Origin of the sequence: Nocardia sp. NPDC056000 (assembly GCF_042269265.1) — a bacterium.
GTDB lineage: Bacteria > Actinomycetota > Actinomycetes > Mycobacteriales > Mycobacteriaceae > Nocardia.
The window spans coordinates 85,994-112,882 of the sequence record NZ_JBHJXS010000016.1 but is presented as its reverse complement, the minus strand read 5'-3'; the positions used below and the strand labels follow the sequence as shown (position 1 = coordinate 112,882).

Genomic DNA, 26,889 nt, shown 5'->3' with positions numbered 1-26,889 from the left:
GGCGGGTGTGTGCACAGGGGGTGTGCACGATCGCCGATTGATAGCGATTCGGTGTAACCGGTGCCACACTGCAATTCATGGGACGCCGTGCGAAACAACCGAATCGGCAGTTCGAGGAGTTGGTCGACGAGGCCGGAGGGGTACGCAAGGCGCTCGCCCGCCGCGTCGTCGATCGGGGGCGAGGTCTGGGGCTGAAGCTCAGCTACGACCACACTTCGATTGGGCGCTGGCTGTCCGGAGAACAACCACAACCGCCTGTGCCGCAGCTGATTGCCGACACCTTGACCGAATTGCTCGGGCGTACGATCACACCGGCCATGTGCGGGATGTCCAGCGCCCGGGATGAGGCCGCTGACCTTGGCTTGGAGTTCTCACTGAGCCTCTCCGGCGCGGTCGAGGCTTCGACTGCGCTGTGGCGCAGCGACATCGAGCACCGACGCTTTCTGCAGGACACCTCGTACGCGGTCGCGGTGTACCCGGCCGCCTCTATGCGGTGGCTGACACTTCCCGGCCCCGAACATCCCGTGTCGATCGGCTCGTCGCGTCGAGTCGGACAGATCGACGTCGACGCAGTCCAATCCATGGCTGCCGCATTCCGAGATCTCGACAACAAGGTAGGCGGCGGCAAGGTCCGCTCGACAATCGTCCAATATCTGCACAGCTCGGTGGCACCGCTGCTGCGTGGCAGCTTCAACGAGCTTATCGGCCGCCAATTGTTCTGCTCCACAGCCGAACTCGTACGCTTGGCAGGCTGGGCCGCCTACGACCAGGAAGATCACGGCCTGGCTCAGCGCTACCTCATCCAAGCTCTTCGCCTTGCGCGCGCTGCCAGCGACGGCGCACTCAGTGCGGAAATCATGGCCGCCATGAGCCACCAGGCCACCTATGTCGGCCGGCCCGGGGATGCCATCGACTTGGCGCGCGCCGCCCAGATCGCCGCCCGCGCAGCGGGTCTGGCCGCCCTCGAATCCGAATGTCATATGGTCGAAGCTCATGGCCACGCCGCCCGCCAAGACGAAACATCCTGCACCACAGCGCTCAACGCCGCAGAACGCGCTTTCGACCGCGCCCGACCCGGCGAACAACCGGTATGGCTGGCCTACTTCGATACGTCTTACATATCCGCGAAAACTGCCCATTGCTTCCGTGAACTCGGAGACCACACGCGCACAGCGCAATTCGCACAGCGATCGTTGACAATGTCGGCGGGCTACCAACGCGGACGAGCATTCAATCTGAGCCTGCTTGCCTCCGCCTTAACAGTCACCGACCCGCGCGAGGCTGTGAGGATCGGGCTCGGCGCGCTCGATATAGCCGTCGATCTCGCGTCCCGCCGCAGCCTGTCCTATCTGCGAGACCTGCGTTTCCGATTGCGGCCGTTCAATGACTTGACCGAGGTCGCCGAGTTCCGCCAGCAGATCCTCGAACTCACTCGGCGAGGCTGAGCGCCCGATAGATCGCGACTACAGTGGCTGCGCCCACGATCTCACCCCGATCGATCATGGCCGCCGCTTCGGCCAGCGGAATCCAACGCACGTCCTCAGCCTCATTGATATCGGGCGCAGTATCGGTGAGATCCGCACCCCGGGCGAGGTAGATCTCCTGAGGCTGATCCAAGGTGCCGATCGAGGGCTGATAGGTCACCAGATGCTCAATCGTGCGCGGCCGCCACCCAGTCTCTTCTTCCACCTCCCGAGCCGCCGCCACCGCGACATCCTCGGCGTGATCAACGTAGCCGCCCGGTAGCTCCCATACCCACTGATCGATAATGAACCGATGCCGGTACATCAACAGAGCTTCGCGATTCTCGTTGAGTACCAACGTCATTGCGCACCGCGGCATCCGTGCCACGTACTGAGTGAACCGGACACCATCCGGCAGCTCGACGTCGACCGTCGACAGCCGAATGTGCCGATTCTCATCGACCAAGCGCTCCCCGAGGATGTTCCACTGCGTCGCACGCTTCACGCCCCAGACCCTACGCGGTCAACAGTCGGCTGGACTCCGTCCTCGACCGCCTTCGCGCCTTACCGCCCAGCCCGCCGGCTCACGATCGCACTCTCTATCGCTAGATCTTCGAGGTCGGTGTCCAGCACGATCGTGGTCTTGCCGGGACGAGTATGAATTTCGATCGTTCTGACTTTCGTGGAGCGAGTCCTGTTCCCGTGCTGGACAAATACCGTGTCGCCAACAAAAAGCGGCTCACCTTCGACAACTCCCGAGACGAACAGCCACCCGGGACGACTCGACAGACGGTCGACACTCTCCACAACCATTCGCGAGTCGATGTTCGCCTGCGCGCCGGTCAGCTGAGGCCGGTCGTGCCAGCACTGGTAATCGGCAGCGCAACAGTGCATCCAGCCACCGCAAACCTCACCCGGTTTCCACAGCATGTGCTCGGAAATCGGATGCGGGCACTGATCACAGGACTCCGGCGGAGTCCACTCAGGGCTGGACTCGGTCATGAGCAGCAATCATGAACGATCAACAGAGTCCTCCATTTCGCGACACCTCGCGCCGCACTCGTCAGACCGGTACCTCTGGATTCCATCACTGTGGCCGGCTCGACAGCGCTTAGGTCGGCATTACGGGACATTCCACCGCGGGCTCCGCAACCTGTTCCCGCTTCGCCAGCACCGATCGCGTGTCAGGATCTATGGCTGCGCAGTTTGATCGGCTCTGTGACGTCATGGGGCGCATCGTCTGACCTGATTGCACGAACAAACGTGAACTGCCCCATGATATTTACGCGATAAAGGTCGAAGCCAAATCCCGCGAGGACACCTCTCAGTCGCATCTGGTCTGAACCGATGCTGGAGGTTGGTTCGCAGAGCCACAGATGACCGTCGACCGGGAGGATCCTGTGTGTTTCCCGGATGTAGTCGGCGTAGTTTTTCCCCATCAGCGCCAATGACAGGATTGCGATGTCCACTGATGCGTCGTCGAGCGGGACGGCAGCGATGTCGCAGACCGTCACACGGTGGTCGTATGCGACGTGGTCGAAAGGCAGAATCGTGTGACCGCTCGTCACCCGGTCTGCGAGCAGCATCTCTCCGCACCCGAGGTCCGCGACGATGCACGGGCGCCGTCCGTCGTTGAGCCATTTCGCAAATTCATAGGCGGGCACCGTTTCCCACCTCCTCCTAGCTTCTGCGTAGAGGCTGTGGTACCGCCGCCACTCGGCCGGATTCTCGGCGAGCCTGCTGTGTGTGACCGCGGAATTCGTCGAAGCCCAAGCACCGTGCAGTGCAGTCAGGTCGCCATAGCGACGATTCCGGGCGACGGGAGACATCCGTTCGACATCCTCGCCGAGGAGCCGGTCGAGCGGCTTTCGGGTAGCTGGCTGGAATCCATCCTTCTTTAGCCGTCGCAGCCACTCGACCGAGGCGTGTGCAGCTTCCGTTGGACTGACCAACACGCCTCTCGGTAGTACACCGTCTACAGCGCAGTCGGACAGTGACTCCTTCATTTCGACTCGGGCCCAACGCTGTCCACACCACGACCACTGCTTGCTGTCTCCCTCAGCGGTAGTGAGGTTGGCGAATGTTGCAGGGATAATTACTCTTACCGCTTTCGAGGTCTGTCCCTGTCGGTGAATGCGTCCTACGATCTGCTGGTAGTTCGCATGCGTCCACGGTAGCGTCGCGAAGATCAGAGTGTCGCAGACGTGCTGGAGTCCGTCGACACCGGTCGAGATGGCTTCTGACCCGATGAGGACGTCAACCCGCTCTTCATCGGAGACCGAGTCGCCGTTCGGCCACGTGCCGACGAAGCGGGCGTACCCGTCTTTGTCGTTGCCGGTGAAAAGCCCGACCCTGAGGTGCGCAGCGTTTAGAGCCTCCGTGAGCGGTTCAACGACACCAGAGACAAACTGCGTGTAGATCAGCGTCTTGCGCGTCGAACTGCAGTTCGCGACGATTGTGTCGAGCTTGTCGGTCAGCAGCATCTGATCCAGGGCGGATGGAGTGGGGCATTTTCCGAGTGCGAGGATGTCGTCGAGGCGGTGGGTCACGTCCAGCGGCACTGTGACGGGCTCAAGGTCGGTGCTGTAGTCCGGCATCCATCGGGAGCCCAAACGGGTGAGGTATTGATGCATGCGCATCGCATTTGGCACGGTCTTCGCGGTGGCGATGTCGTCGAGCTCCACGCCTGCGACCAGCTCAAGTAGGCTCCGAGCCTCATGAAGATCGTTGACAACCGGAGTGGCTGACATGGCCAGCACTGCGAGATACGGGTTTGCCTGCGATGCCTGGACAGCGATTCCGGCGAGTACTCCCCTGCGCTTTGACGGTGCGACGTTCTCCCGCTCCTTGACGTAGTGCACTTCGTCGATGATGAGCATATCGATCGGATTCTCGTCGATAAGTTGTCTGATTGTGCCTTCATTGCCAGGCAATCGGTCGTAGTTGACGACCAACCAGCGTGTACCCGATCCCCCTGCCCAGGTAGGCGTGAGTGTCTTCGATTCGATACGAGCATCGGGATAGCAGTTCTGCACCGAGGCTATCCATACGGGGACGACATTGTTCGGGCAGATCACAAGGATGATGCTGCCCTTATACCCCGCCCCTACCGCACCGGCGGCGAGGATCGCCGACACGGTCTTGCCCGCACCCGTCCCGGACCAGTTGCCTACACGCTTGCGTGCGACAACCTGCGCCGCGACATGCCGCTGCATCAGGTTCGGAAGCACGATCTCCGTGCTGTTCGCCGGGCGGAATGACCAATTCACCGGAAGGCCAATGGCGAGGGCCTGATCGTACTCAGAGCGAAAGCAGAGTCGGATGCGCTCCGCGTACTCGTCGGTCCGCGGCTCAAGAGTCTTGTCCAGTTCGGCCTGCAGCATGTCCCGCTCCTCTTCCGATAGGGCGGCGGAATGCAGTCGGTAGGCGGCCTTCCAGAGTTGCGCGGCCGCGGCGATCGTCAGGAAGTCCGCGGTGTCCTCGTCCACACTCGCGAAGAACCTCTCAGCCATCCTCAGCACGTGGTTGACGTCTAGGGTCGGGAGCGTGTGCGAGTCGGTTCTCGATCCTTGCCAACCGACCATGTCTTCGGCGTCGGCGGTCGCTAGGGCAACATCCTGCGGCGTCGGTAGATGGCCCTCAGGGTCGAGCGCGCCAATATCGTCCTCTTCGGGCTCTGACCACGCAGAGCTCTCCTCCGTGACAAGCTCCTCATCGCCAACGGGGAACGAGTCGGACAGGAGCGCCGGATCGCTCAGCACCTTCCCAATCACGTCCGACTTACTGGAGGTCAGGACTCCCGCCTGCTGGCAGACCGCGTACCGCATCGCCGGTGTCATCGCATCCGTGTATGTGGCCAAATCCGCGACAAAGCCCTCAAGCCTTCGGCCAGTCCACCTTCGCAGCTGGCAGTGGCAGCCCGTTGGGTCTGTCGTACTAGTGCGCCGCACCACCTGCATCGTGTATTCGTGCCCATTGGGACACAACCAATGTCTCTCAGCCTTGGATCTCGCCATAACATCGTGAGGTGTCAGCGGGGCATTCTTCGTGTAATCCCATTCTGTAGCGATCTTCGGATACCGCGACGCGAGGTCGTTGACACCTGGCCAGACCTGCTGGTTGGCGCATGTCGGGCAACCTCTACCTAGGCGGGTCCGATTCGCGATGATGGCCTGCCATTGATGCCCTGCTTCTTGGCATTTCCAGTGGGCTCTTTTGCTGCTTTTCGCCGTCACTTGGTCTGGGCGACGGGCGTCGTTCTTCTCGTAGTCCCACTCTGCAGCGATTTCAGGGAACTGCGACGCCAGGTCGTTGAATCCCGCCAAGACCTTGGCGCCGGCGCAAACAGGACAGCCGTATCCTCCGCTGGTTCGCTCCGCGATCTTGGTTTCCCATTGGTGTCCGTACGCCCGGCACCTCCAGTGGACCTTGCTGTCACCACCAGCCATAACCTGGTCCGGGCGCAGTCCGCTGTTTTTTTCGTAGTCCCATTCCGCTGCGATCTCTGGGAACTGCGACGCCAGGTCGTTGTAGCCTCCCAGCACCCTATTGTTGGAGCAAATGGGGCAGCCTTGCCCTAGTTTGGTTCGCTTCTCGATCGCGGCTTTCCACTGGTGTCCGAAGTCGCGACACTTCCAGTGGACTTTACTGTGGCTTCCCGCCGTCACTTGGTCTGGGCGACGGGCGTCGTTCTTCTCATAGTCCCACTCTGCGGCGATCGTAGGAAACTGCGACGCTAGATCGTTGAATCCGGCTAGGACCTTCTTGCCAGCGCACACCGGACAGCCGACACCCTGGCGTGTACGGCTCACGATCACGGCCTCCCACCGGTGCCCCGCCCTTCGGCATTGCCAATGTGCCTTCTGGCCGCTCCCAGCTAAGACCTGGGTGGGCACAAGTTCTTCGTTTTTCTCGTGGTCCCATTCCGCTGCGATCTCGGGAAACCGTGACGCTAGGTCGTTGAATCCCGCTAGCACCTGCCGCCCGGAGCACACAGGGCAGCCGTCACCTCGGCGTGTCCGCTTCGAGATCGCGGTTTCCCACTGGTGTCCGGCCTTCCGACACTTCCAATGGACCCTTTTGCTGCTTCCAGGCGACGCATGATCAGGCGTCAGATCGTTTTTCTCGTGGTCCCATTCCGCCGCGAGATCGGGGAACGTAAGAGCAAGAGATCCGGTCGATGCTGCCATGCGGTTTCCTCATCTGGCGCGTGAGCCTCTGCTGGCGAAGCTCCAGGCCAAGTACAACTCAAGGGCGGGCGATCGGGAGCGTACGACATGAGCAGGTGCTTCGACGCCAGATTACCGGTCATCGGCATGAGCGTGCGTTGCCCGGCAGCCCGTACTGCGCTCTGCCCGTTGATCTTCCGACGCCTCGTGTGGCCGGTTCGGTCAGCACACCATGCGGCATTGTCGGTCGGTCGGTGGCAGCGCTGGCGGCGATGCCGAAACGGAGAGGTTATTCGGCTTCGGAACTCGACTCAGATCGAAGCGGGGTCACATCGGGCCCTGGGTGCACCGGCTGAAGATGTTGTGTAGTAGTGTATTTCGCTGCCGGTCAGCGCGCACGGGATCTGTGTGACTTACATACACGGTGCGTCTACGGGTAGAGGTCAGGTGTCGAGTTCCGAAGCGGATTGGCGTTTGCGAGGAAGAAGGGCAGCGGCGTGGCCGTGATCGAGTTCAAGGGTCGAAGCGAGGCGATCTGGGCTTTCGACGACTCGAAGCGGATCGGTGATCCCTCTGGGTTCGGCAAGGTTTTCGAAGGGCATGATGAGGTCGGCAGCCCAGTTGCAGTAAAGCGGGTCGGCGCCGACGTCGATATGCGTCGTCGAGTGCGTGAACTTCAAATAGGCGATCTCGTCGCGCAGGCGCCTAGCGCCCACCTGCTCTCAAACCTGGATTATGCAATCCACGGTGATAATGTACTTGTTGTTATGCCGATTGCCGAATGCTCACTTGAGGGGCATTTGAAGGGCGAGCGCGTTGACTTCGCCGAAGGTATCGAGATTATTCGTCAGATTGCGATCGGATTGCAAGATCTGGCGAATGCATCTATTGTCCATCGCGATTTGAAGCCGGGTAATATTCTTAGGGTTGACGGCAACTGGAAGCTTGCCGACTTTGGAATCTCTAGAGATTTGAGTATAGGCACCGCGGGTCCGTCTGAGACATTCAAAGGCTACGGCACTAAGCAATATATGGCACCGGAACTATGGCGACTGGAGAGCGCGAACCATAAGTCAGATCTGTATGCATTGGGTGTGATAGCTCATCAAATACTCGTCGGAGGTTTTCCTTTTATTGGCGACGGCGATAATTCCGAATGGCGCGAACTGCATCTAAATACTATGCCGCTTGAGCCTCCGGTCGACATTCCATCTGGCATCCGCCGCCTAATGGTACGTCTCCTCCATAAGAACGCATCGTCGCGACCTCAAAATGCTACAGCCGTAATCGAGTCGATTGATCGTTCGCTAGTGCCGCATACGTCGAACCAAGCGAAACTTGAACAGCAGGCGTACCTTGCTGAGCAGCGCTCAGCGCAGCAAGACGTGCATCGAGAAACTGCAAACAACCAGCTGCGCCTTGCTGCTGATCGCAAAGGTCAGGCTGTCGCAGATCTCGATGATTTGGTGGCAACTGCCTTTGAACTGGCCGAGATCCTGGGTGATGTCGACCTGGCAAGAGAAGGTGAGCATGCCTGGCGTTTGAAATGGCACACAGCCGAAGTACGACTCGTTCTATTTGAAGCGCTACCGAAGCCGCACAATCCGAACATTGCGTCGGCATGGCGCAGGTCGGTGGACACTGGAGTAGCTAACAATTTGGTTCACGCTGGTGGAATTTACAGCACGGCGCGTGCGTCATACCCATTCGAAGAATTTCCGGTTGCGAATATCGTATGCAAGGTGATCGATGGTGGCGAACTCCGGTGGCTTGTTCTTAGATTCGAATCTCGGGAAAAGAATTTCGATCTCTATCGAACGTATGGCGGCAATGAAAGGCTCGGCCCTCTAGATAGATGGCATGGCCTTACGAATTCTGCGTTCATTCACGAATGGCCATATGTGTTAAGTCCTCCGATCTTGAATCAAACCGATATCTGGAACCGTGAAGAAATTCCTCTCACGCCGGAATTGATAATGGATCTGCTTTCGGATGCTATTGCGGAAGGCTAGCTGTCCTCTCGGGTCCTGAATTCGAGACGGCACGATCGTGGCCGAATGCAATATAATCGGCAAAATAGCGCGTTCGTAGACACGCCCGCGCAAACGGACGCACCAGCCGATGCCTCCAGTTTCCATCGATGCCAATGGATTTCGACCGCGCTCCACGACCTCGCAGGTGGCCGATAAGCGATATCGGATTCCATCGGCGCAGCGACGGACGGTCGGTACATTTGCTTGGCCGGGCGTTGGTGGCGCCCAGGGACAGCAGCCATCAGCATTCGTGCGGGAGGGGATTGTCCTCCAACTCGATGAAGGTGTCTTCGTCTGTCTGGTTGGCCTGGTCATGATGGCGTCCGTCCAGAGTCGGGCACGAGCTGCTGGTGGATTGCAAATGGTTGGCGAATAGGTCACGGATTTGCAGATCGTGGCGGTCGAAGGCGGCTTCGTTGTAGCGCTGGCCGGTGCTGGAGTGGTGCGCGATGTGTGGGCCGCGTTGCGGTAGTTCGGCCAGCCGGAGCCGTTTGGCCACCGTATTGCCGTTGCCGGTGGTCAGCAGGGCCCAAACCGGGCCTGCCGGGTCGTAGTCGGCGGTGAGGTCGCGGGCGGTGGTCGCGATCACCGGGCCCGGGTCGCCATGGGCGAGGGCGCGGCGTAGGGCGGTGCGTATCCCGGTCTCACGGTGAGACGAGTGCAGTGAGAACAGCAGGATCCCGAACCTGTCGGTCGGGAAGTCTTGGTAGTCGGGGAGTTTGGCAGCGACGGTGGCCAGGGTTTCGGTGCCGGTGTCGTATTCGAGGAAGAACCGCACCGTGCGTCCGTCTTCCTCCCAGCAGCCGTACCCGTCCGGTCGGATCGGGGTGGGATCGAGCGGGGAGGTCCAGAACTGGTCCGTGCATTGACGTTCCGACCACCACTGCGTCAACGCCTCCACATCTGCAGTATCGGGGTGACGGGCGGGGTTGCGGTGCGCGGCCAGCGCGGCGAAGAAACCGTTGACACCCAAGCGATGCTTGAGGGTACGGGAACAGGCCAGCCGTTCGAGCGACAGTGCGTGCGCGGCCGGGGTCGGCGGCTTCTCGGCGCGGGCCGCGGCGATCAGGCGTGCGCCGGAGTAGCCGAGGGTGTGGCGTGTTTGGCTGGTGCCACCGCCGTAGAGCGACTCGCGGAAGGCGAACAGCATGCCCATCTCACGCAGCTTGCGTAGTCGGTCTTGGGCGCGGCGGGTCGAGGTGAATTCCAGCGCCGCGATCTGGTCGGTGGTCAACATCTTGTGCTCGTTCAGCGGGTAGAGCAGACGGCGGTCACGATCGAGCAGTCGGAACCAGGGACCGGCGTTGGGATGCCCGCCGCAGTGCACGCCGTGGCCGTGTCGCCGTCCCCCTCGTGATGAACCCTCAGTATTGATACTGAGTCGGGATTTCGACCCCGCCCTCGGATTATGGTGTTGAGCGGCGCGGATGCCGATGCCGTGTTCGGCGTTTGGGGCGGCGGTTATAGGACGCCGAGCAGACGCTGACCTATCCGCGCTGCCATCCGCCGACCCAAACGCAGCCCGGTGTTCGTCGTGGCCGGTCATCGGGCATCACCGCCGACGACCGATCGGGCACCCACGGCCCGAATGATCACGTCCGACCCGTCTACCAGCACCGCCCGGTTCGTATGCTGGTCCGTCAGGTCCACCCATCGCAAAGGCCGGATCCGAAATCGGATCCGGCCTTTTGCGTTTCGTATTCTCAGCTGTCGGTCTGGGCCGGGATGGTGTCGATGAGCCGGTTGAGGGATCGGCGGAACAGCTCGTCGGGGTCGGTGTCTTCCGGTGTCGAGGTCAGCATGGTGGCGACGGCGGTGGACAGGTGGGGGAGTTTCGGGTTTTCGGCGATCTGTTTCAGGTGCATCATTCGGGCTTGTAGCGCCTCGGGGTTGCCGGGCCGGTCGGTCTGCTGACGTTCGTGTGCGGCGAAGGTGGCGACGGAGGCGTTGAAGTGGGCGATCAGTTCGAGTTGTTGGCGGGCGTTCAGGCCTGTTGGTTTCAGTACCGCTAGGAAGTACTCCATGTAAGCCTGGACGTGTGGTCCCCAGGATGCGTTGGAGGACAGGGTGATTGCCCACGGGTGGCGCTGGTAGACGGACCTGGCGCGGTTCCCGATCGTGGTGAGGTCGGCTCGTTGGTCGCCGCTGGGTGCATTCGGGAGGCTGAATTCGGCGGTGGCCGCGTCGACCATGAGGTCGTACAGGTCGGCTTTGGAGTCGATGTAGCGGTAGAGCGATGCGGCTCCCGCCCCGAGCTCTTTGGCGACCGCTCGGATCGAGACGGCGTCCAGTCCGTGCTCATCGGCGATGGACATCGCCACCTGTGCGATCTCCTGGCGGGTGTGCGTCGGTCGCGGCCCGCGGCGGGGGGATGGGTCGCGCATCCAGATCACCGGGCGCGGTGCGCCGTCGTCATCCATGCGGGCAGCTTACTGCATGCACTGTTCGCAGATCTGATGTACGTTTACTGCGAACATTGATCGCACTAATGGGGAGCTGAGATGAAACACGAAGCGCCCGGCGTGATTCACGCGCGGGGACTGTTCAAGACATATGGGAAGGGCGAGGGTCGGGTCACCGCTTTGAACGGCGTCGACCTGACGATCGAGGCGGGCACGGTGTTCGGGCTGCTGGGCGCCAACGGTTCGGGCAAGACCACCCTGAATCGGATCCTCACCACGCTGGCCGCGCCCACGGCCGGGCAGGCCCTGGTGTTCGGGGCCGACGTCGTCACCGAGGCCGCGCGAGTGCGAGCCATGATCGGCGTTATCGGGCAGCGCACCAGCCTCGACGACCGCCTGAGCGGCAGGGAGAACCTGAACGTGCTGGGCAGGCTGTACGGACTGTCGGGCGCGGATTCCCGTGCGTCGGCCGACGAACTGCTGGAGCAGTACGGCTTGATCGATGCCGCTGATCGCCCCGTCGCCACCTACTCCGGCGGCATGCGCCGACGGCTCGACATCGTGTCGAGCCTGATCCGTCGCCCGGCCCTGCTGTTCCTCGACGAACCGACCACCGGCCTGGACCCGCGCAGCCGCAGCGAGATCTGGGCGACGGTTCGCCAACTGGCGCAGGACGGTACGAGCGTTTTCCTCACCACCCAGTACCTCGACGAGGCTGATCAGCTGGCCGACCGCGTGGCGGTGCTCGCCGCCGGACAGATCATCGCCGATGGCACGCCACGCGACCTGAAGGCGCGAATCGGACAGCGACTCACCGTCCAGCTGACCCGAGAGTCGGACCGGCGCAACGCAATTGACGTCCTCACGGCACTGGGAGTCAGCGGCCTGGTCGAACAGCAGCAGGACGCCGCGCTCACGGGTCGAGTCGAAACCGGGTCGATCGCCCTGCCTCCGCTGCTGAACGCCCTCACCGACTCCGATGTCGAGGTCCTCGACATCGGACTGTCCGATCCCACGCTCGACGAGGCCTACCTGGCCCTGACCAAGGAGTACGCATGAGCACGCAGCAGGCCGAGCGGAGCAACGCTCTCGTCGACGGCATGAGTGTCCTCTACCGTAATCTCTTGGCGCTCAAGCGAAATCCCGCTCTGCTCGCCGCGAACCTCGCGGGCCCGATCGGATTGGTGCTCGTCTTCGGATACGTCTTCGGCGGATCGCTCCGTGACGCGCTCCCGGGTTCCTCGTACCGGGAGCAGATCATCCCGGCGGCCTTCGTCCTCGTGGCCGGGACGGGCATGGTGGTTGCCGCGGGTGCTGCCGCCCACGATGCGCGCAATGGCGTGACCGAGCGATTCCGGGCGATGCCGATGGCACGTTTCGCGGTGCCGTTCGGCGCGAGCCTGAGCCAGCTGCTGCTGTCGGTCATGTCGATCGCGGTCATGGCCGTGGTCGGCCTGCTGGTGGGATGGCAGGCGCACGACGGATTCGCGCGCACGCTGGCCGGATTCGCCGTGCTGGCACTCTTCGGCTACGCCCTCACCTGGGTGGGGATCTTCCTCGGCCTGGCCATCCGCGACGAGGAAGTGGTGCAGCAACTGGCCCCGGTCATTCTCGCCTTCGTCATGGTCTCCAACGCCTTCGTCCCCACATCGAGCATGCCCGCCTGGCTGGGCACCTTCGCGGAGTGGAGCCCGTTCAGCGCGGCGATCACCGCGGTCCGTGACCTGTTCGGGAATGCCGCCGCCCCGACCGGCCCCTGGCCACTCGCGCACCCCGTGATCACCACCGTCGCATGGTCTATCGCCCTGCTCGTAGTGTTCGCGCCGCTTGCGTCCCGGCGCTACACCCGCAAGGACTGACCTCGCGGCAGCGGGAGATTGTTGAGTTCGATTACATCCAGCGTGGCGGATTCACCGCTTGTTGCGCAGGTTGATTCCTGGCGATGATTGTGGTGAATTCCGCACTCGCGGAACGTGTTTCGGATCCATATCCGATTCCATCGACAATCGAACGCAAAGAGGGAACTGCCTGTCATGGCCGAGTTGAAGACCCGCACCATTGAAACTGCCGGTGCCACAATTGTTTACGACGTACGCGCGGCCGAACCGGCCGGTGTGGAACCGATCCTGATGTTGATCGGGACGCCCATGGACGCGAGTGGTTTCGTCAGTCTGGCCGATCGGTTTCCGGACCGCACGGTGGTCACCTACGATCCGCGCGGGATCGCCCGCAGTACGAAGGCCGATCCCGCGAGTGCGTCCAATCCTGATGTGCACGTGGATGATCTGCGTCAGGTCATCGACGCACTCGGTGGTGGGCCGGTCGATGTGTTCGCCAGCAGTGGCGGTGCGGTCAACGCGCTGGCGCTGGTGGCCAAGCATCCCGATGCGGTTCGTACCCTCATCGCTCATGAGCCGCCGGCCGTGCGCTACGTTCCGGACAGTGCGCGGGCGCTGGCGGCGACCGCGCATATTCACGAGCTCTACCTCAGTGCCGGATTCGGTGGGGCCATGGCCAAGTTCATCAGCCTGATCAGTCTGAAGGGTGAGATTCCCGCTGACTTCGCCACGCTTGCCGCGGATCCCGCGATGTTCGGCCTCCCGGTCGCCGACGATGGCAGCCGCGATGATGCGCTGCTGGGGCAGAACCTCGTTGCGACCACCCACTACGCCCACGATTTCGAGGCCCTGCGCACCGCCGCGACCCGTATCGTGATCGCGATCGGCGTGGAGTCGGAAGGTGAACTGCCCTACCGCGCCGGTCTCGCGGTCGCCGAGCAGCTCGGCTCGAAGCCGGTCGAGTTCCCCAGCCATCACGGCGGTTTCCTCGATGGCGAGTTCGGTCAGCAGGGCGATCCGGACGGTTTCGCCGCCACTCTGCGGGACGTGCTGGCCCGATAGGAAGCTTCCAGCCCGCGCGGCAGAGTCCCATGCTGCTGTAACCCAGTGTCTGGGACTCTGTCGTGTCCCGCGCGCGTGGTTCTCGAAACGTACCTGTACCGGTTGACCTTTAGCTAGGTTAGCCTACCCTCATGAATCCGACGATCATGCCGGGAAGGGGTAGCGCCACCGATGCCGCACCTACACCGCGCCGCGGTAAGCCTGCGGCAAGCACGCGTCGCCGCAGCCGAAAACCGGTGCGCCGCAGCCTAATCACCATCCACCGCTGGTCTTCTCTCATCCTCGGGCTGCTGCTCGTCGTGCAGACCACCTCCGGTGCGATCCTGCTGTACCACGCGGACCTGTTCCGTCTGAGTCACAGTTCGTTCTATGCGCACACCGATGGTCCCGCTGTCATCGATCTCGATCAGGCGGTGAGCCTGGTACAGGCCGCCGACCCGGATTTCAGTGTCGGATGGGTCGGTGCCGACGACGGCATCATCGCGGTCGGCAATACCGACTTCACCGCCGCCTACGCCATCGATCCCGGCACCGGCCGGATCAACGGCAGCGCGAGCCTCACCCGCGGGGTCCTCGGCCTGCTGGTCAACGTGCACGATTGCGCCTTCGGCTGCGTCGGCTACACCGGCGGCATCGCCGCACTCAACGGCAATCCGCCGCTACTCGATATCACCTGGGCCGCGGTGATTCTCGGTGGTCTCGGACTCCTGCTGATCCTGCTCGCGGTCTCGGGCGCGATCATCTGGTGGCCGTCGCTGCGCCGCATGAGCCACGGCTTCCGGGTGCGCTGGCGCAAAGGTAGATTCGCGCGAGATCGTGACCTGCACAACGTAATCGGCATCATCAGCGTCCCGTTTCTGCTCCTGTGGGGGATTACCGGAGCGACCCTCGAACTGCCCGCGGTGAAGGACGCCTGGTTGGTCTCGACCGGCGGCAAAACGGTCGCCGAACTGGCCGATGACGGCTTCACCCCACGCCAGGTGCCACCGCGGACCCCGCCGATATCGGTCACCGAGGCGACCGATGCCGCCCTGCGCGCGGTGCCCGGCAGGCTGGCCTATCTGATGCTGCCCGCCGAAGGCGCCGACTACTACCGCGCCGCGATCGCCAGCGGCTACTCGCCTTACGCGCATCGCGCCTTCTACAGCGGCGATATCGTCGTCTACGTCAATTCCCATGACGCGACCGATATTTCGGTGACCGAGACGGGTGACGGCCGGCCTGTCGCGAACAAGTTCTACGACAAGATCTTCGAACCGGCTCATTTCGGCTGGCTGGTCAACGGCTGGTGGCGAATTCTCTGGCTGCTGTTCGGCCTGGCCCCGCTGGCCCTCGCTGTCACGGGCCTGTCCACCTGGCTGTTCAAGCGCCGTACCCGGCGCAAAAAACGCTCGGCCTGACCGGAGGGCGAACGTGGTCGAATGTGCTGTTGGTCACCGGGGTTGAGGAAGCTGTGGACCGAGACTGTCTGGGACTGTTACTTTCCCTCAGTCGAACGCGCCGGTTGCTTCCGGATAGCGGCACGCACTCCGTATCGGTTGTGCGGCAATAGATTTCGCTGTTTTCGACCTGTTTCGTCCTTCCTTGTTCACCGCCCCCGCGGATCAACCGCGCTCGCTCTTCACTGGAGGCTTCCGAAATGTTCTCGATGGCAACGCTTGTCACGGCTGGCAAGTGGCGACCCAAGCGTCGCACCTGGATCGTGGCGGGCCTGGTACTCGGCGCGTTCGCGTCGGAACCTACTGCCACAGCGGATTTCATCGATCCCGCCGCACTCGGAGTGACCATCCGACATCAGATCGACGCCACCGCGCTCGACAGCACGCATCTTCGAGTCACCGAGGCCGACACCGCGCTGAAAGTGGTTCCGCCACTGGACGGTAGCCCGCTCAGTCGTGCCGCCTATCTCAGCGGTATCGCGATCGGCCAGGTGGATCTGCCCGCCGGAGTCCAGGCGAAGGATGTCAGTCTCGAGGTGGGATTCGCGGTCGCGTATCCCTGGGAACTGACCTCGGCGACCGTCACCGTCAACACTCCCAGCCTGTCCATCGTCCCCAGCATCGGAGTCGGCCTCGGCGCGGGCGGACCTTCGCTGAATCCGTCGATCGGGATGGCGGTGGACGTCATTCCCTCGCACTCCCTCGCGCTCGCCATCGAACCCGGCACCGTCACCGAGACCTCGCTGGCGAAATTTCCGATGACCACGCCGGTTTCGTCGATCGATCTGGAGAACACCCGGGTCTCGGTGTCCGGCGCGATCGGGCAGGTGAATCTTCAGGTCTTCGTACGGCTTACGGTGATCACCGAATCCAGTCAGATCACCCGGGTGATCTACAGCGATCCGATGTCGATGTAGCCCGCGAGCTGCGCGGGGCCGGGCCGCCGGAGAATTCGAATCGTTTGATCGGCGGTGGAATTCGGCCATGTGATCGGATTCACCGTGAGGATTTCGCGGACCGCCGTGTCCGATTTCTTCTTTTGATTCGCCGCATATGACTTGGCAATTTACGGATCCCTTACGCCCGGCCCGCTCACCTGCGGATTGTTGACGCTTCCAGTAAACAGCCGGTTGTTAACCAACGATTGAGAAATCGGGGTTAGCGTATGCGCTGCGCCGGATTCACCGCCGAATTGACGCCTCTGTTCAACGTCTTCTACTTTTGGATTCACGGAGTCGTGCATGCGTAACGTGTTCAATATCTCGCCCGCTCGGTACATCGAATTCACCGCGACGGATCTGCCGCCCGCCCCGCCTGTTCCGCGCCTTTCCGAGGCGGTGCTCGGCCGTTTGCCCAGCGGTGTCACGCGGCCCGGTTTCGCGCCGCGCAGTCTCACGAAGGGGATCCTGCATCTGGGTTGTGGATCATTTCATCGCGCGCATCAGGCGCTGGTGACCCAACATGCCATCGATGCCGTATCGGACCCGCGCTGGGGGATCGTCTCGGTGGCCATGGCGCGCCCAATGGTGGTGGACGCCTTGCGTTCTCAGGACAATCTCTATACGACGCTGCTGCACGATGACGGGCAGGCGCGGGTCGAGGTGGTCGGCACCATCGTGGAAGGGGTGCACGCGCCGTCGGATCGCCTCGGCGTGCCGAGCCGGATCGCGGATCCCGGGATCAAGATCGTCACCCTGACCGTCACCGCGAGCGGTTACTGCGTCTCCCCGGTCACCGGGCGACTCGATCTCGACTGTGATCAGGTGCGCCACGATCTGCGCCATCCGCGTCGCCCGGTCACCCCGATCGGCATGCTGGTCTACGGACTGGCCGAGGTGCGCCGCCGCGGCGGTACACCGCCGGTGGTGCTCAGCTGCGACAACCTGTGCGCGAACGGCCGCACGCTGCGCGCCGCCGTGATCGATTTCGCGGCCCTGCGCGATGGCGGTCTCGCCGATTGGATCGCGCGCAATGTCCAGTTCCCCAACAGTGTCGTCGACCGGATCGTGCAGCCCGCGACCCCGGCCGATCAGGCCGCGGCGCGAAACTGGCTGGGCGGCATCGAAGATCAGGCGCCGGTCTCGGCGGAACCGTTCATGACCTGGACCATCGAGGATTTCGATGGTGATCGGCCGCGCTGGGATCTGGCCGGTGCGCATTTCGTCAACGATGTGACCGACCATGAACTGGCAAAACTGCGCCTGCTCAACGGAACTCATATGCTGCTGGCCTATCTGGGTGCGCTGGCCGGGTACCGCACCGTGGCGGCCGCGGCCGCGGATCCCACACTCGGTGCGCTGGCCCGCCAGTTCATGCTGTGCGAGCAGGGCCCGACGCTGTCGCTGCCGCCCGCCGAACTGCGACGAACCGTGGACGAGTTGATGATTCGCTTCCGCAATCCGGCGATCTGCCACGATATGACGCGGGTCGGCCGCAATGGGTCGGACAAGATGATGCCCAGAGTCGTTGCCGCCCTGCGGGACAATGTCGCGGCGGGCCGCCCGACGCCCGCGGCCGCACTGTTGATCGCCGCGTGGATTCGCTGGTTCACCGCCGCGCGGGCCGCCGATGCGGTGATGGAGGTGATCGATCCGCGCGCGAACTCGCTGACGCCACTGGCCGATGTCGCGGATTCGCACCTGTGCGCGCAAAGATTCCTGCAGCGCACCGATATCTTCGGCACGCTGCCGGAGCCGGATCGACTGCAACGCCAGGTCGGTGACGCGCTGGCCGATCTGACCCACGAGGGAGTCGACGTCGCGGTGCGGCGCAGGCTGACCTCGGTACTCGAAGGGAGTGTTCGATGAACCCGGTGCGCGCGGTCGTATTCGATATGGACGGCCTCCTCATCGATTCGGAGCGATTGGCCATGCGATCGCTGGTCAGCGCGGGCGCCGAACTCGGCTATGACATGCCGGTGGAATTCTGCCGATCGATGATCGGGGTTCCGGCGGATCGCTGCCGGGAACTGGCCGCGGATGCCTACGGCCCGGATTTCCCGTTGGCGGAGTACTTCGAATTGCACGAGACGCACCTGCGCCGCCTCGTCGACGATGGTGAGCTGACAACCAAACCGGGTGCCCTCGCACTCCTGGATATCCTTGACCAGCAAGGTATTCCGAAGGCCATCGCCACCTCGTCGTCCCGGGAGCGGGCCGACCATCACCTCCGGCTGACCGGTCTCATCGACCGTTTCGACGCCGTGATCACCCGCCAGGACGTGGACAATGGCAAGCCCCACCCCGAGCCGTATCTGAAGGCCGTCGCGACACTCGCGTTCGATCTCGATGACACACTGGCCCTGGAGGATTCCACCAACGGCCTGCGCGCCGCCCACGCCGCCGGCCTGCGCTGCATCCTCATCCCCGATCTGGTTCCCCCCACCGACGAATCCCGCCGCCTGGCCCACCGCCTCTATCCCGACCTGCACCATGTCGGTGACTATGTCGTGGCAGCCAACGCGTAGTTTGGCGGCCGAATTCCTCGGCACGGCACTCCTGGTCGCGGTGGTCATCGGCTCCGGCATCTCCGCCCAGCGCTGGTCCCCGAACGATCTCGGCCTCCAGGTCCTGGAAAGCTCGATCGCCATCATGCTCGGCCTCTGGGTCCTGATCCTGGTCTTCGGCCCCATCTCGGGCGCACACTTCAATCCGATTGTCTCCGTGGCGGATTGGCTCATCGGCCGCCGCCTGGGCCGCGGATTGCCCGGCCCCCGGGTCTTCGCGTACACACTCTCCCAAACCCTCGGAGCCGCCGCGGGCGCGATCCTCACGAACGTCATGTTCGACCTCCCCCCGATCCAACTCTCCACCAACCACCGCGTAACCACCGGCCACCTGATAGGCGAAATAGTCGCCACCGCAGGCCTACTCGCGGTAATCCTGGCCCTGTCCCGAGCCTCCCGCCCCACCCTCTCCGCCACCGCCATCACCGCCTACATAGGCGCGGCCTGCTGGTTCACCAGCTCCACCGCCTTCGCCAACCCCGCCATCACCCTGGCCCGCACCCTCTCCAACACCCTCGCGGGCATCGCCCCCACCTCGGCCCCCGCCTACATCACCGCCCAAATCCTTGGTGCCGCAGTGGGTCTCGCGATAATCGTTTGGTTCTACCCGGACACCCCGGCCGCGGCGGACAACGTCACCGTCCTGCATCAGGTGCCGAAGCCCGCCGCCGACCGGAAACGGTTCGAATCAGTGTCGAGCGAATGACTGTCCGAGCTGGGCCGCCAGCGCGACGGCGGTAGCGGGGAACCGGTCCAGTAGATCGGTTACCTCGCTGTTCCCGGTCGGTCCGGCCGTTCGCCAGTCGCCCTCGATGCCGAGGATTCCCGCGAGGGCATCACAGGTGTCGGGGTGCATCGCCAGCAGTTCGGTGACCGGTCCGTCCGGCACGGTCACCGAAGCTGGTGCGACCGTGGCTGTTTCGGCTGACCACGGCGGGACGAACGCGTCCACGGCGGGTAGTGCGCCGGGGAAGGTGCGGCCTGCTTCGCGGACCAGGCCGGGGATGAGGTCGGCTGTTTGGTCTTTCAGCGTGGTGATGAGTTTCGGGAGCCAGGGGAGCAGGACCGTGTCGGGGAGGGTGCCGAAGGCTTTCGACAACAGTTCCACGACAAAGGGTTTCAGGGCCGGGGCCGGGTCTATGGCTTGGATGAAGCCGCTTATGTAGTGCGGGACCGTTGGCAGCACCAGCGGGTTGGTGAGCATCGCGTCGCAGCGGGTGCGGAGTTCGGCCATGGTGAGCATGCCGAGTTGGAAGCGGGCCGCCCAGAGTAGCGCGATCTTGGCGGGGGATTCGGGGTGGGATTGCAGGACGGACAGTTCCAGCTGGGTGTGGTCGCAACCCAGCGACAGAGCCAGGTTCTCCATGCCGAAGAGGAAGCCGAGCATGGCCGCCACCTGGGCGGGGCCCGTCTCCTCCGAGGTGAAGGCGGTGGGGAGCAGGGTGCAGTAGTGGGCGTAACCGGCTGTTACAAAACGTTCGCACCAGGTGGGGAGGCCGCCTTCGGTGGAGCGGAAGTAGTTGAGCAGCAGGCGGATACGGCGCAGCACAATGGGAGCGTCGTCCACCGTGCGCTCGGCGGCCAGGAGTTCGACCGCGCGATTGCCGAGTTCGGCGGCGAGACGGGCCGAGCCCAGATAGACCAGGGCGTCTTCGACCGCGGCGAGCGCCAGGGCGGCCGTCGCGTCCGGTGCGGTGACCGCGCGGCGCAGGCGCTGCTCCAGCACCTGTTCCACCGAGACGCCCTCGTAGCCGAGTTCGACCAGTGAGCGCTGGTGTTTGCCGAGCCCGATATCCCAGCTCTCCTGGATGGAGGTCTCACCGAGTCCGCGCGAACCCATGATGGGGCGCAACGCATCCTGCGGCAGCAGTCTGCGCAGCAGCCACAGCAGATCCGAGCACGGGCGCAGGTCCGGATTCGATTTCAGGTCCAGCAGTGCGCGTTGCAGCGTGCGCTTGGACAGGTCGAGTCCGAGGGGTTCGAGGCGATCGAGGACATCGCGGGCGAGCGGCGGGAGCGCGGCATAGCCGACCTGGCCGATGCGATCGCCGCCGAGCAGGATTTCGCACAGTCGCCGCACATCGCGGCGGCCCGGCACCCGGTCCTTCTCGATGCAGGTGACGGCCGCGTCCTGGAAGTCGTACGGTGTCGGGCGGGCACGATTTCGCAAGCCCGCCAACAGGATCGAGGTCTCGAAGATCGCGATGGCGTCGGCGGTGCTGGCCAGATAGCCATTGCGCCGGGCCAGCCGGACGATGTCCACCGACCATTCCAGCAGTTCGGCCTCATCGAGCGGATCCAGCACCGGCGGCCGGGACAGGAATCCCGAAAGCTGATCCGCCACTTCGGCTTCCGACTCACCGGGCAGCGGCAGCTTCTTGACGCGCTTCTTCGCCCCGGGCTGCCCCTCCAACTCGAAAGGCTGTAATTTGCCGCGCCGCAACCCTTTCGCCCAGGTGGCGGCGGCGATGGACACCGCACCGCCCGCGAGCCCGAACTGCGCTTCGATCGCGGAATGACTGGAGGGAATCAGCCCGTAGTGCCACGTGGTGGCCGAACGCGGCGAGATCTCGAATGGTGCGTCCGAGTCCACGCCGAACTGCTCCACCGGGCTGGCCGCGTGCGCCGCACCGCAGACGTACAGCGCCCGCGCCGGATCGATATCGTTGGCGGACAGGTGTTCTCGCATTCGAGTCCACATGTACCGTTCCCGATTCTCGTCCTCCGCGGTGCTGCCGCGCCGCAGCCGCCGGAACAGACTGCCGATCAACACCATGACCTGTCGATAGGTGTCGTAGTCGGCGTCCGCGAGCGGCTGTTCGACGTACTGGTCCCACCATTCGGACCAGTGCCGGACCTTGCCGTGATGCAGCAGATGCTCTTCCAGCTCGGCGAAACGCGGTCGCAGATCACCGATTTCGATGCCGACGGCGGAACCGTGCAGCCCGTCGTCCTCGGGCCGCTCACCGTCGGCCGGTGTTTCCTCGGCCGGTGCTTCCTCGTCGTCGGAACCCCACTGGAAGACATGGTCTGTCGACCGATCCACCAGCACCAATTCCACACCCGGTGTCTCGAGGGCGTATGCGATGGCCTGATACTCGGCCGACGATTCGGTGATCGGCGCGACCACCGACAGCGGAGCCCACTCCGCCGGGAAGCCGGCGGTATCGGTGGCGAATGCCTGCAATGCGACCGGCAATCGGCAGTTGCGCAGCTCATCCAGGAGCGGGCGCATATCCTCGCACAGCTCCATATAGATGACGCTCGGCTGCTTATCGCGCAGCCGTCGCACCATCGCCAGCCCGGAGGCGGGGGAGTGGTGGCAGACCGGGAAGATCTCCAGCCGCTCCGACAGCGCCCGGTCGACATCGTCGACTATGCCCGCCAGGATATCCCCGGCCGCTCCGGGCGCACCCGCGAACGCGACGGCCGCGTCCGTCAGCTGATCCCGCAGCGCGGCAAAGGTATTCGGTGCGGAACGAATATCGGAGACGGTCATGAGAGCCTCGCGATCGCGGCCCGGCCGCCCTCCAGGAATTCGCCCCAGGGGGCCTTGCCCTTGTTGGTCTTGATGCGCGGTTCGACCACGCCGTGCAGATACTTGTTGAGGATCGCCAGATCCTCGGGCGTGCGCCGGGCCAGCGAGCCGACCAGCGAACCGGCGAGGGTTTCCGCGCTCAATTCCTTCGCGCCGAAGAACTGGCTGTGCAGGATGGCGTCTTCGAGCACGCCGATCTGCTCGGCGGTGGACAGCGCCGACTCCAGTTTGTCGTCATCGCTGGTGGCGGCGGCCGCGGCGGCGCGCAGATCGGCGAAGCTCTCCAGCAGGATGTCCAGCAGCGTGGGCGGCAGTTCCAGTTCCAGGGAATGACGGCGCAGCAGCTCCGCCGTGCGGAAGCGCACGATCTCCGCCTCGCTCTTCTTATTGGAGACGACCGGAATCCGCACGAAGTTGAAGCGCCGCTTGAGCGCCGAGGACAGATCGTTCACACCCCGGTCGCGGCTGTTCGCGGTGGCGATAATGGAGAAGCCGGGCTGTGCGAAAACCACATTGTCGTCATCGAGTTCGGGAATCGAGACGTACTTCTCCGACAGGATGGAGATGAGCGCGTCCTGCACATCGCTGGTGGAACGGGTGAGCTCCTCGAAGCGCCCGATCACGCCCTGCTCCATGGCGGTCATGATCGGGGACGGGATCATCGATTCCCGCGACTGCCCCTTGGCGATGACCATGGAGATATTCCACGAGTACTTGATGTGATCCTCGGTGGTGCCCGCCGTGCCCTGCACCACCAGCGTGGAATTGCGGCTGATGGCCGCGGCCAGCAATTCGGCCAGCCAGCTCTTACCGGTGCCCGGATCGCCGATCAGCAGCAGTCCGCGGTCCGAGGCCAGGGTGACGATGCTGCGCTCGACGAAGCTGCGATCGCCGAACCACTTCTGCGCCACTTCGCGATCCAGTCCGTCGGCCCGTTCGGAGCCGAAGATGAACAGCCGCACCATCTTCGGGCTCAGCCGCCACGAGAAGGGCTTGGGATTGTCGTCGATGGACTCCAGCCAATCGAGTTCCTCGGCGTACTTGATCTCGGCGGGGGCGCGCAAAACGTCGTTCATGGTGTCTCCTAGTCGAGAAAGTTCTTGAGTTCGTGCACGAGTTTCTGAATGCGTCCCGAAATCACCGGGGTGCCAAGGGCTTTGAAGCGCTCCCGGAACCACGGATTGACGCTCTGATGGCCGGAGCTGTTCACCGAGCCGACCGGAATGAGTTTGACCCCGGACCGGTGCACGGCCTCCATGGCCTCGAACAGCGGCTGTGAGCGATCGAACTCGTAGAAGTCCGAAATCCACACCAGCACGGTGTTTTTCGGATCGCTGATCTTGGGTTGCGCCATGGCCATGGCGATCGGGCCGTCATTGCCGCCGCCGAGATTGGTGCGCAGCAGCACCTCGAATGGATCGTGCACCCACGGTGTGAGATCCAGGGCGCGGGTGTCATAGGCGATGAGGTGTACATCCACCTTGGGCAGACCCGCGAAGATGGACGCCAGGATGGTGCAGTTCACCATCGAATCGACCATGGATCCGGACTGATCCACCACCACGATCATGCGGGCGGGGACGGTGCGCTTGGCGGTCTGCCGGTAGTAGAGCCGGTCGACGTACAGGCGTTCGTCCTGCGGATTCCAGTTGGGCAGATTCTTCCAAATGGTGCGGTCCACATCGAGATTGCGCAGGATGCGCTTGGGTGGCACCGAGCGGTCGACGGTGCCGACGCTGGTCTGCTGCACCTGGGTGCGCAGTACCTCGGCGACCTCGTCGATATAGCGGCGGATGAGGCGTTTGGCATTGGCCAGCGCCACGCCGGACAGATTGTGCTTGTCCCGCAACAGCTGTTCGATGAGCGACATGCTCGGGGTGAGCTGGGCGGCCAAGTGTGGATCGGCCAGCACTTCGCGCAACCGCATGCGCGATACCAGTTCGCCTTCCAGGCCGGTGAGCACGCCCTGCACGCTGCTCGCCTCCTCGCCCAGGCAGCGGCGCAGCCAGTTGGCGTCGGACTGCCAACCCGCGAGCTGAGTGGCGCTGACCTGTCCGGAGCCGGTGGCGAAGACATTGAGCAGCAGTTTGGAAACCAAGGCGGCAGTGCGCACATCGGCCGCGCCGATGGTCTGGAGCGCCTCCGGTGCGGAGTCTGCGGGCTGGATCGCCTCGGACAGTGCTGCCTCGGACGGGGTTGCCTCGGGCGCGGAGTCTTCGGTCGTATCGCCCGCGGCTGCTTCCACCGGCGGGACCTGCTCCGCCTCGGTGAAATCGAGTCCGTCGAACTCCGCCCGCATTGCCGGATACCGTTGCACCACATTGTCTATGGAGATACCCGGATCCAGCACCGCCAGCGGCAATCCGAGATCGTCGACGATCCCGGCGCTCGCCTGCTCGAGAGTCGGCTGTTGATCGCCACTGAAGACACCGGCCAGCAGCCGCCAGTACAGGATCTGCCTGCGCGTTTCATGATTGGTCATTTCCGCAGCAACCGTCCCGCGCGTTCGCGCAATACGGCGACGGCATCGCCCGACTTCGCCTGTGCCTTGGCGACTTTCGGATCGGTGGGGCCGAGCGCCCAATCGCCGTTGTGGAACGCGGTGAGCGCGGTCTTCACCTTGCGCTGGATGGCCAGCGGTCGCACCGACCAGCCGCCGTTGTCCCAGCGCAGCAGTCCGATCAGACTGCTGGACGCGCCGACTCCCGCCGACGTGAGCGGACCGGCGGACGGCAATGCGTCCAGCTCGACCCGTATCCGTGCCTCGCCCACTTCCAGTGCGCCATCGCGGAACCGGTACCCCTCGAACAGAACCGGTACTGCGATGTGGACCGGATCGCGATCCAATGGCGCGACGGCCGGAGCCTGCGCCTGCGGCAATTGCACGGTGGCGGTGACGAACGGATCGGCGGCCTCCCCAGCCCGCGCCCGATCGTCATCCCACAGGAGATCGCCGGTCGCCGCCAGCGGCATATCGGTGAGCTCCAGCGCCCGATGTTCGGCCAGCGCCGTCAACAGCTGCCGATGCCCGCCGAGCAGCTGCCAAATCGCCGGTCCCACAATGGTGTCCACCTTGGCGGCCGCCACCGATACCCGCACCTGTCGCGCTGTCCCCTCCGTCTCCAGCACGCCGTACACCTGTGCCTGCACCGCGGTGCCGTGCTCGTGCACATCCACGCCCAGGGGCAGTAGCCGTCCCGAAATCGATTCGACGGCAGTGGATTCCGTGCCGCGCCAAGACAGCAGCAGGGCCCGCGCCCACAGGTCGGCCCAGCGGCGCGCGGGCACCCGATCCATGCTCGCGATGGGTGCGGAGGCGCTCAGTTCGGCGGTGAATCCGTCGAGCAGTACCGCCAGTCGCCGCAACGCGGGTTCACCCAGCAGCGCTTCCACGGTTTGATCCGCGGCCGCCACCAAATCGTGGTCGACACCGCGCCATCCGGAGATGGCCAGTTCGCCCAGCCAGGCGCGTGAGCCGATGGCGAGCTGGCTCGGGGCGACGGCTTCCGACGCGCTGATCCACTCGAATCGGTTGCGGCCCAACGCTGTATCGGCCTGCGCGACAAGTGCGTCATGCACCGCGCCCAGTAGCGCGGCACGAGCGGCCGCCAGCGCCGACAGTTCATCGGTCCCGATCGCTCCGGTGCTCACCTTGGCCACCGCCGCCGCGACGGCCTCGGCCAGGGGCGATCCCGCGACGGCCCCGGCCAGCGCCCCCAATGCGGCGCTCTGCGGTTCGGAAACCCGTGCGAGTCCATTGACCAGTGCGGTATCGAAACCGCCCACCACTTCCAGCGCGGCGGTGACCCCGGCGGGTTCGGACGCCAGCGCGTCCAGTTGTACGGCCTGCATCAGCGACCCACCCCCGCCGGAAACCACTGCAACTCCGGAATCGGCGTCGCGCTACCCGGCAATTCCAGATAGGTCAGATGCCGCAGGAACCGGCTGAACACCGCGGCGGCCGGAGCCGGGTCGCGAGATCCATTGAGACAGGACGAGATCCGCGCCCCCTCGGGTACGTCGACCCGGAGAAAACGGGCCACCCGATCCTGCCCGTACTGCAATACGGCCTCATCGATGAGCGAGTCCAGATGCTTACAGGCCCACCCCTGATTCAACCCGCCACACGGCCGATTGTTATTGGTGCTGCAACTGAGCCCGTGCGTCCCCGCCGTCACCGAAGCCACATACACCCGGGAGATGTCGGACCCGCTCGACACCACTCCCTGCAGCCGTCCGTCGGCCAATTCCACGAACGGCACCTTATTCAGTTTCCGCGCCGCCACAGCGGGCAAAACCCTTACGACAGAAGCACTTTCCCAAGCCGGCTGATCCGGCAAGGCACCCGATTCCGAGGCCATCGCTTCCCTCCCGATCGATACGATGCGCCCAAGGTATGTGACCCCACCGACAAGTCGCGCAGGCACCCCGAACCTCCAGC

The 26,889-nt window shown here is 63.9% G+C and carries 20 protein-coding genes and 1 pseudogene; 10 read left to right on the top strand and 11 right to left on the bottom strand.

Going from position 1 to position 26,889, the window contains the following annotated elements; translation table 11 throughout:
* Window positions 1-77: 77 nt before the first annotated feature.
* Window positions 78-1,445: a hypothetical protein gene (locus tag ACFC4D_RS38770; RefSeq protein WP_376070987.1), complete on the top strand. Its 1,368-nt coding sequence runs from the start codon at window positions 78-80 to the stop codon at window positions 1,443-1,445.
* Here ACFC4D_RS38770 and ACFC4D_RS38765 read toward each other — a convergent pair.
* From ACFC4D_RS38765 to ACFC4D_RS38750, 4 genes and pseudogenes are all read right to left on the bottom strand, one after another.
* Window positions 1,429-1,968, bottom strand: coding sequence for an NUDIX hydrolase (locus ACFC4D_RS38765; protein ID WP_376070985.1), 540 nt, complete (start codon window positions 1,966-1,968; stop codon window positions 1,429-1,431). The genes ACFC4D_RS38770 and ACFC4D_RS38765 overlap by 17 nt on opposite strands.
* Window positions 1,969-2,027: 59 nt before the next feature.
* Window positions 2,028-2,465, bottom strand: coding sequence for a hypothetical protein (locus tag ACFC4D_RS38760; protein WP_376070982.1), 438 nt, complete (start codon window positions 2,463-2,465; stop codon window positions 2,028-2,030).
* Window positions 2,466-2,647: 182 nt separating this feature from the next.
* Window positions 2,648-6,241, bottom strand: a complete 3,594-nt coding sequence (locus tag ACFC4D_RS38755; protein ID WP_376071231.1) for a zinc-ribbon domain-containing protein — start codon at window positions 6,239-6,241, stop codon at window positions 2,648-2,650.
* A gap of 6 nt (window positions 6,242-6,247) precedes the next feature.
* Window positions 6,248-6,652, bottom strand: a pseudogene (locus ACFC4D_RS38750) (zinc-ribbon domain-containing protein); the annotation flags it as partial.
* 476 nt (window positions 6,653-7,128) lie between these two features.
* On the opposite strand from ACFC4D_RS38750, the gene ACFC4D_RS38745 reads away from it, so the two are divergent.
* Window positions 7,129-8,643 (top strand): serine/threonine-protein kinase, encoded by a 1,515-nt coding sequence (locus tag ACFC4D_RS38745; RefSeq protein ID WP_376070980.1) that lies wholly within the window; start codon window positions 7,129-7,131, stop codon window positions 8,641-8,643.
* Window positions 8,644-8,905: 262 nt separating this feature from the next.
* Here ACFC4D_RS38745 and ACFC4D_RS38740 read toward each other — a convergent pair whose 3' ends face one another.
* Both ACFC4D_RS38740 and ACFC4D_RS38735 read right to left on the bottom strand, forming a co-directional pair.
* Window positions 8,906-9,991: a replication-relaxation family protein gene (locus ACFC4D_RS38740; RefSeq protein ID WP_376071228.1), complete on the bottom strand. Its 1,086-nt coding sequence runs from the start codon at window positions 9,989-9,991 to the stop codon at window positions 8,906-8,908.
* A gap of 376 nt (window positions 9,992-10,367) precedes the next feature.
* Complete coding sequence (locus tag ACFC4D_RS38735; protein ID WP_376070978.1) at window positions 10,368-11,084, bottom strand: TetR/AcrR family transcriptional regulator; 717 nt, start codon at window positions 11,082-11,084, stop codon at window positions 10,368-10,370.
* 81 nt (window positions 11,085-11,165) lie between these two features.
* On the opposite strand from ACFC4D_RS38735, the gene ACFC4D_RS38730 reads away from it, so the two are divergent.
* From ACFC4D_RS38730 to ACFC4D_RS38695, 8 genes are all read left to right on the top strand, one after another.
* The gene (locus ACFC4D_RS38730; RefSeq protein ID WP_376070975.1) at window positions 11,166-12,125 is read left to right on the top strand and encodes an ABC transporter ATP-binding protein; all 960 of its coding nucleotides are present in this window, start codon (window positions 11,166-11,168) and stop codon (window positions 12,123-12,125) included.
* On the top strand, window positions 12,122-12,925 hold the full coding sequence (locus tag ACFC4D_RS38725; RefSeq protein WP_376070972.1) for an ABC transporter permease: 804 nt from the start codon (window positions 12,122-12,124) through the stop codon (window positions 12,923-12,925). The genes ACFC4D_RS38730 and ACFC4D_RS38725 overlap by 4 nt, the downstream gene beginning before the upstream one ends.
* Window positions 12,926-13,099: 174 nt before the next feature.
* A complete protein-coding gene (locus tag ACFC4D_RS38720; RefSeq protein ID WP_376070970.1) occupies window positions 13,100-13,966 on the top strand; it encodes an alpha/beta fold hydrolase in 867 nt (288 codons plus the stop codon).
* Window positions 13,967-14,097: 131 nt separating this feature from the next.
* Complete coding sequence (locus ACFC4D_RS38715) at window positions 14,098-15,366, top strand: PepSY-associated TM helix domain-containing protein (RefSeq protein WP_376070968.1); 1,269 nt, start codon at window positions 14,098-14,100, stop codon at window positions 15,364-15,366.
* Window positions 15,367-15,614: 248 nt separating this feature from the next.
* On the top strand, window positions 15,615-16,322 hold the full coding sequence (locus tag ACFC4D_RS38710) for an MspA family porin (RefSeq protein ID WP_376070965.1): 708 nt from the start codon (window positions 15,615-15,617) through the stop codon (window positions 16,320-16,322).
* 324 nt (window positions 16,323-16,646) lie between these two features.
* Window positions 16,647-18,212 (top strand): mannitol dehydrogenase family protein, encoded by a 1,566-nt coding sequence (locus ACFC4D_RS38705; RefSeq protein ID WP_376070963.1) that lies wholly within the window; start codon window positions 16,647-16,649, stop codon window positions 18,210-18,212.
* Complete coding sequence (locus ACFC4D_RS38700) at window positions 18,209-18,871, top strand: HAD family hydrolase (RefSeq protein WP_376070961.1); 663 nt, start codon at window positions 18,209-18,211, stop codon at window positions 18,869-18,871. Before ACFC4D_RS38705 ends, ACFC4D_RS38700 begins: the two co-directional genes overlap by 4 nt.
* Window positions 18,849-19,616 (top strand): aquaporin, encoded by a 768-nt coding sequence (locus ACFC4D_RS38695; RefSeq protein ID WP_376070959.1) that lies wholly within the window; start codon window positions 18,849-18,851, stop codon window positions 19,614-19,616. The genes ACFC4D_RS38700 and ACFC4D_RS38695 overlap by 23 nt, the downstream gene beginning before the upstream one ends.
* Here ACFC4D_RS38695 and ACFC4D_RS38690 read toward each other — a convergent pair.
* The 5 genes from ACFC4D_RS38690 to ACFC4D_RS38670 are packed head-to-tail and all read right to left on the bottom strand — an operon-like array spanning window position 19,599 to window position 26,701.
* The gene (locus tag ACFC4D_RS38690; RefSeq protein WP_376070956.1) at window positions 19,599-22,409 is read right to left on the bottom strand and encodes a DUF5682 family protein; all 2,811 of its coding nucleotides are present in this window, start codon (window positions 22,407-22,409) and stop codon (window positions 19,599-19,601) included. The two genes, ACFC4D_RS38695 and ACFC4D_RS38690, sit on opposite strands and share 18 nt — an antisense overlap.
* Complete coding sequence (locus tag ACFC4D_RS38685; RefSeq protein ID WP_364638944.1) at window positions 22,406-23,524, bottom strand: AAA family ATPase; 1,119 nt, start codon at window positions 23,522-23,524, stop codon at window positions 22,406-22,408. Before ACFC4D_RS38685 ends, ACFC4D_RS38690 begins: the two co-directional genes overlap by 4 nt.
* Before the next feature lie 8 nt (window positions 23,525-23,532).
* Entirely contained in the window at window positions 23,533-24,930 is a 1,398-nt protein-coding gene (locus ACFC4D_RS38680) for a VWA domain-containing protein (protein WP_375968599.1), read from the bottom strand.
* Window positions 24,927-26,300, bottom strand: coding sequence for a hypothetical protein (locus ACFC4D_RS38675; RefSeq protein WP_376070954.1), 1,374 nt, complete (start codon window positions 26,298-26,300; stop codon window positions 24,927-24,929). Before ACFC4D_RS38675 ends, ACFC4D_RS38680 begins: the two co-directional genes overlap by 4 nt.
* Complete coding sequence (locus ACFC4D_RS38670) at window positions 26,300-26,701, bottom strand: hypothetical protein (RefSeq protein WP_376070951.1); 402 nt, start codon at window positions 26,699-26,701, stop codon at window positions 26,300-26,302. The genes ACFC4D_RS38675 and ACFC4D_RS38670 overlap by 1 nt, the downstream gene beginning before the upstream one ends.
* Window positions 26,702-26,889: the final 188 nt, after the last annotated feature.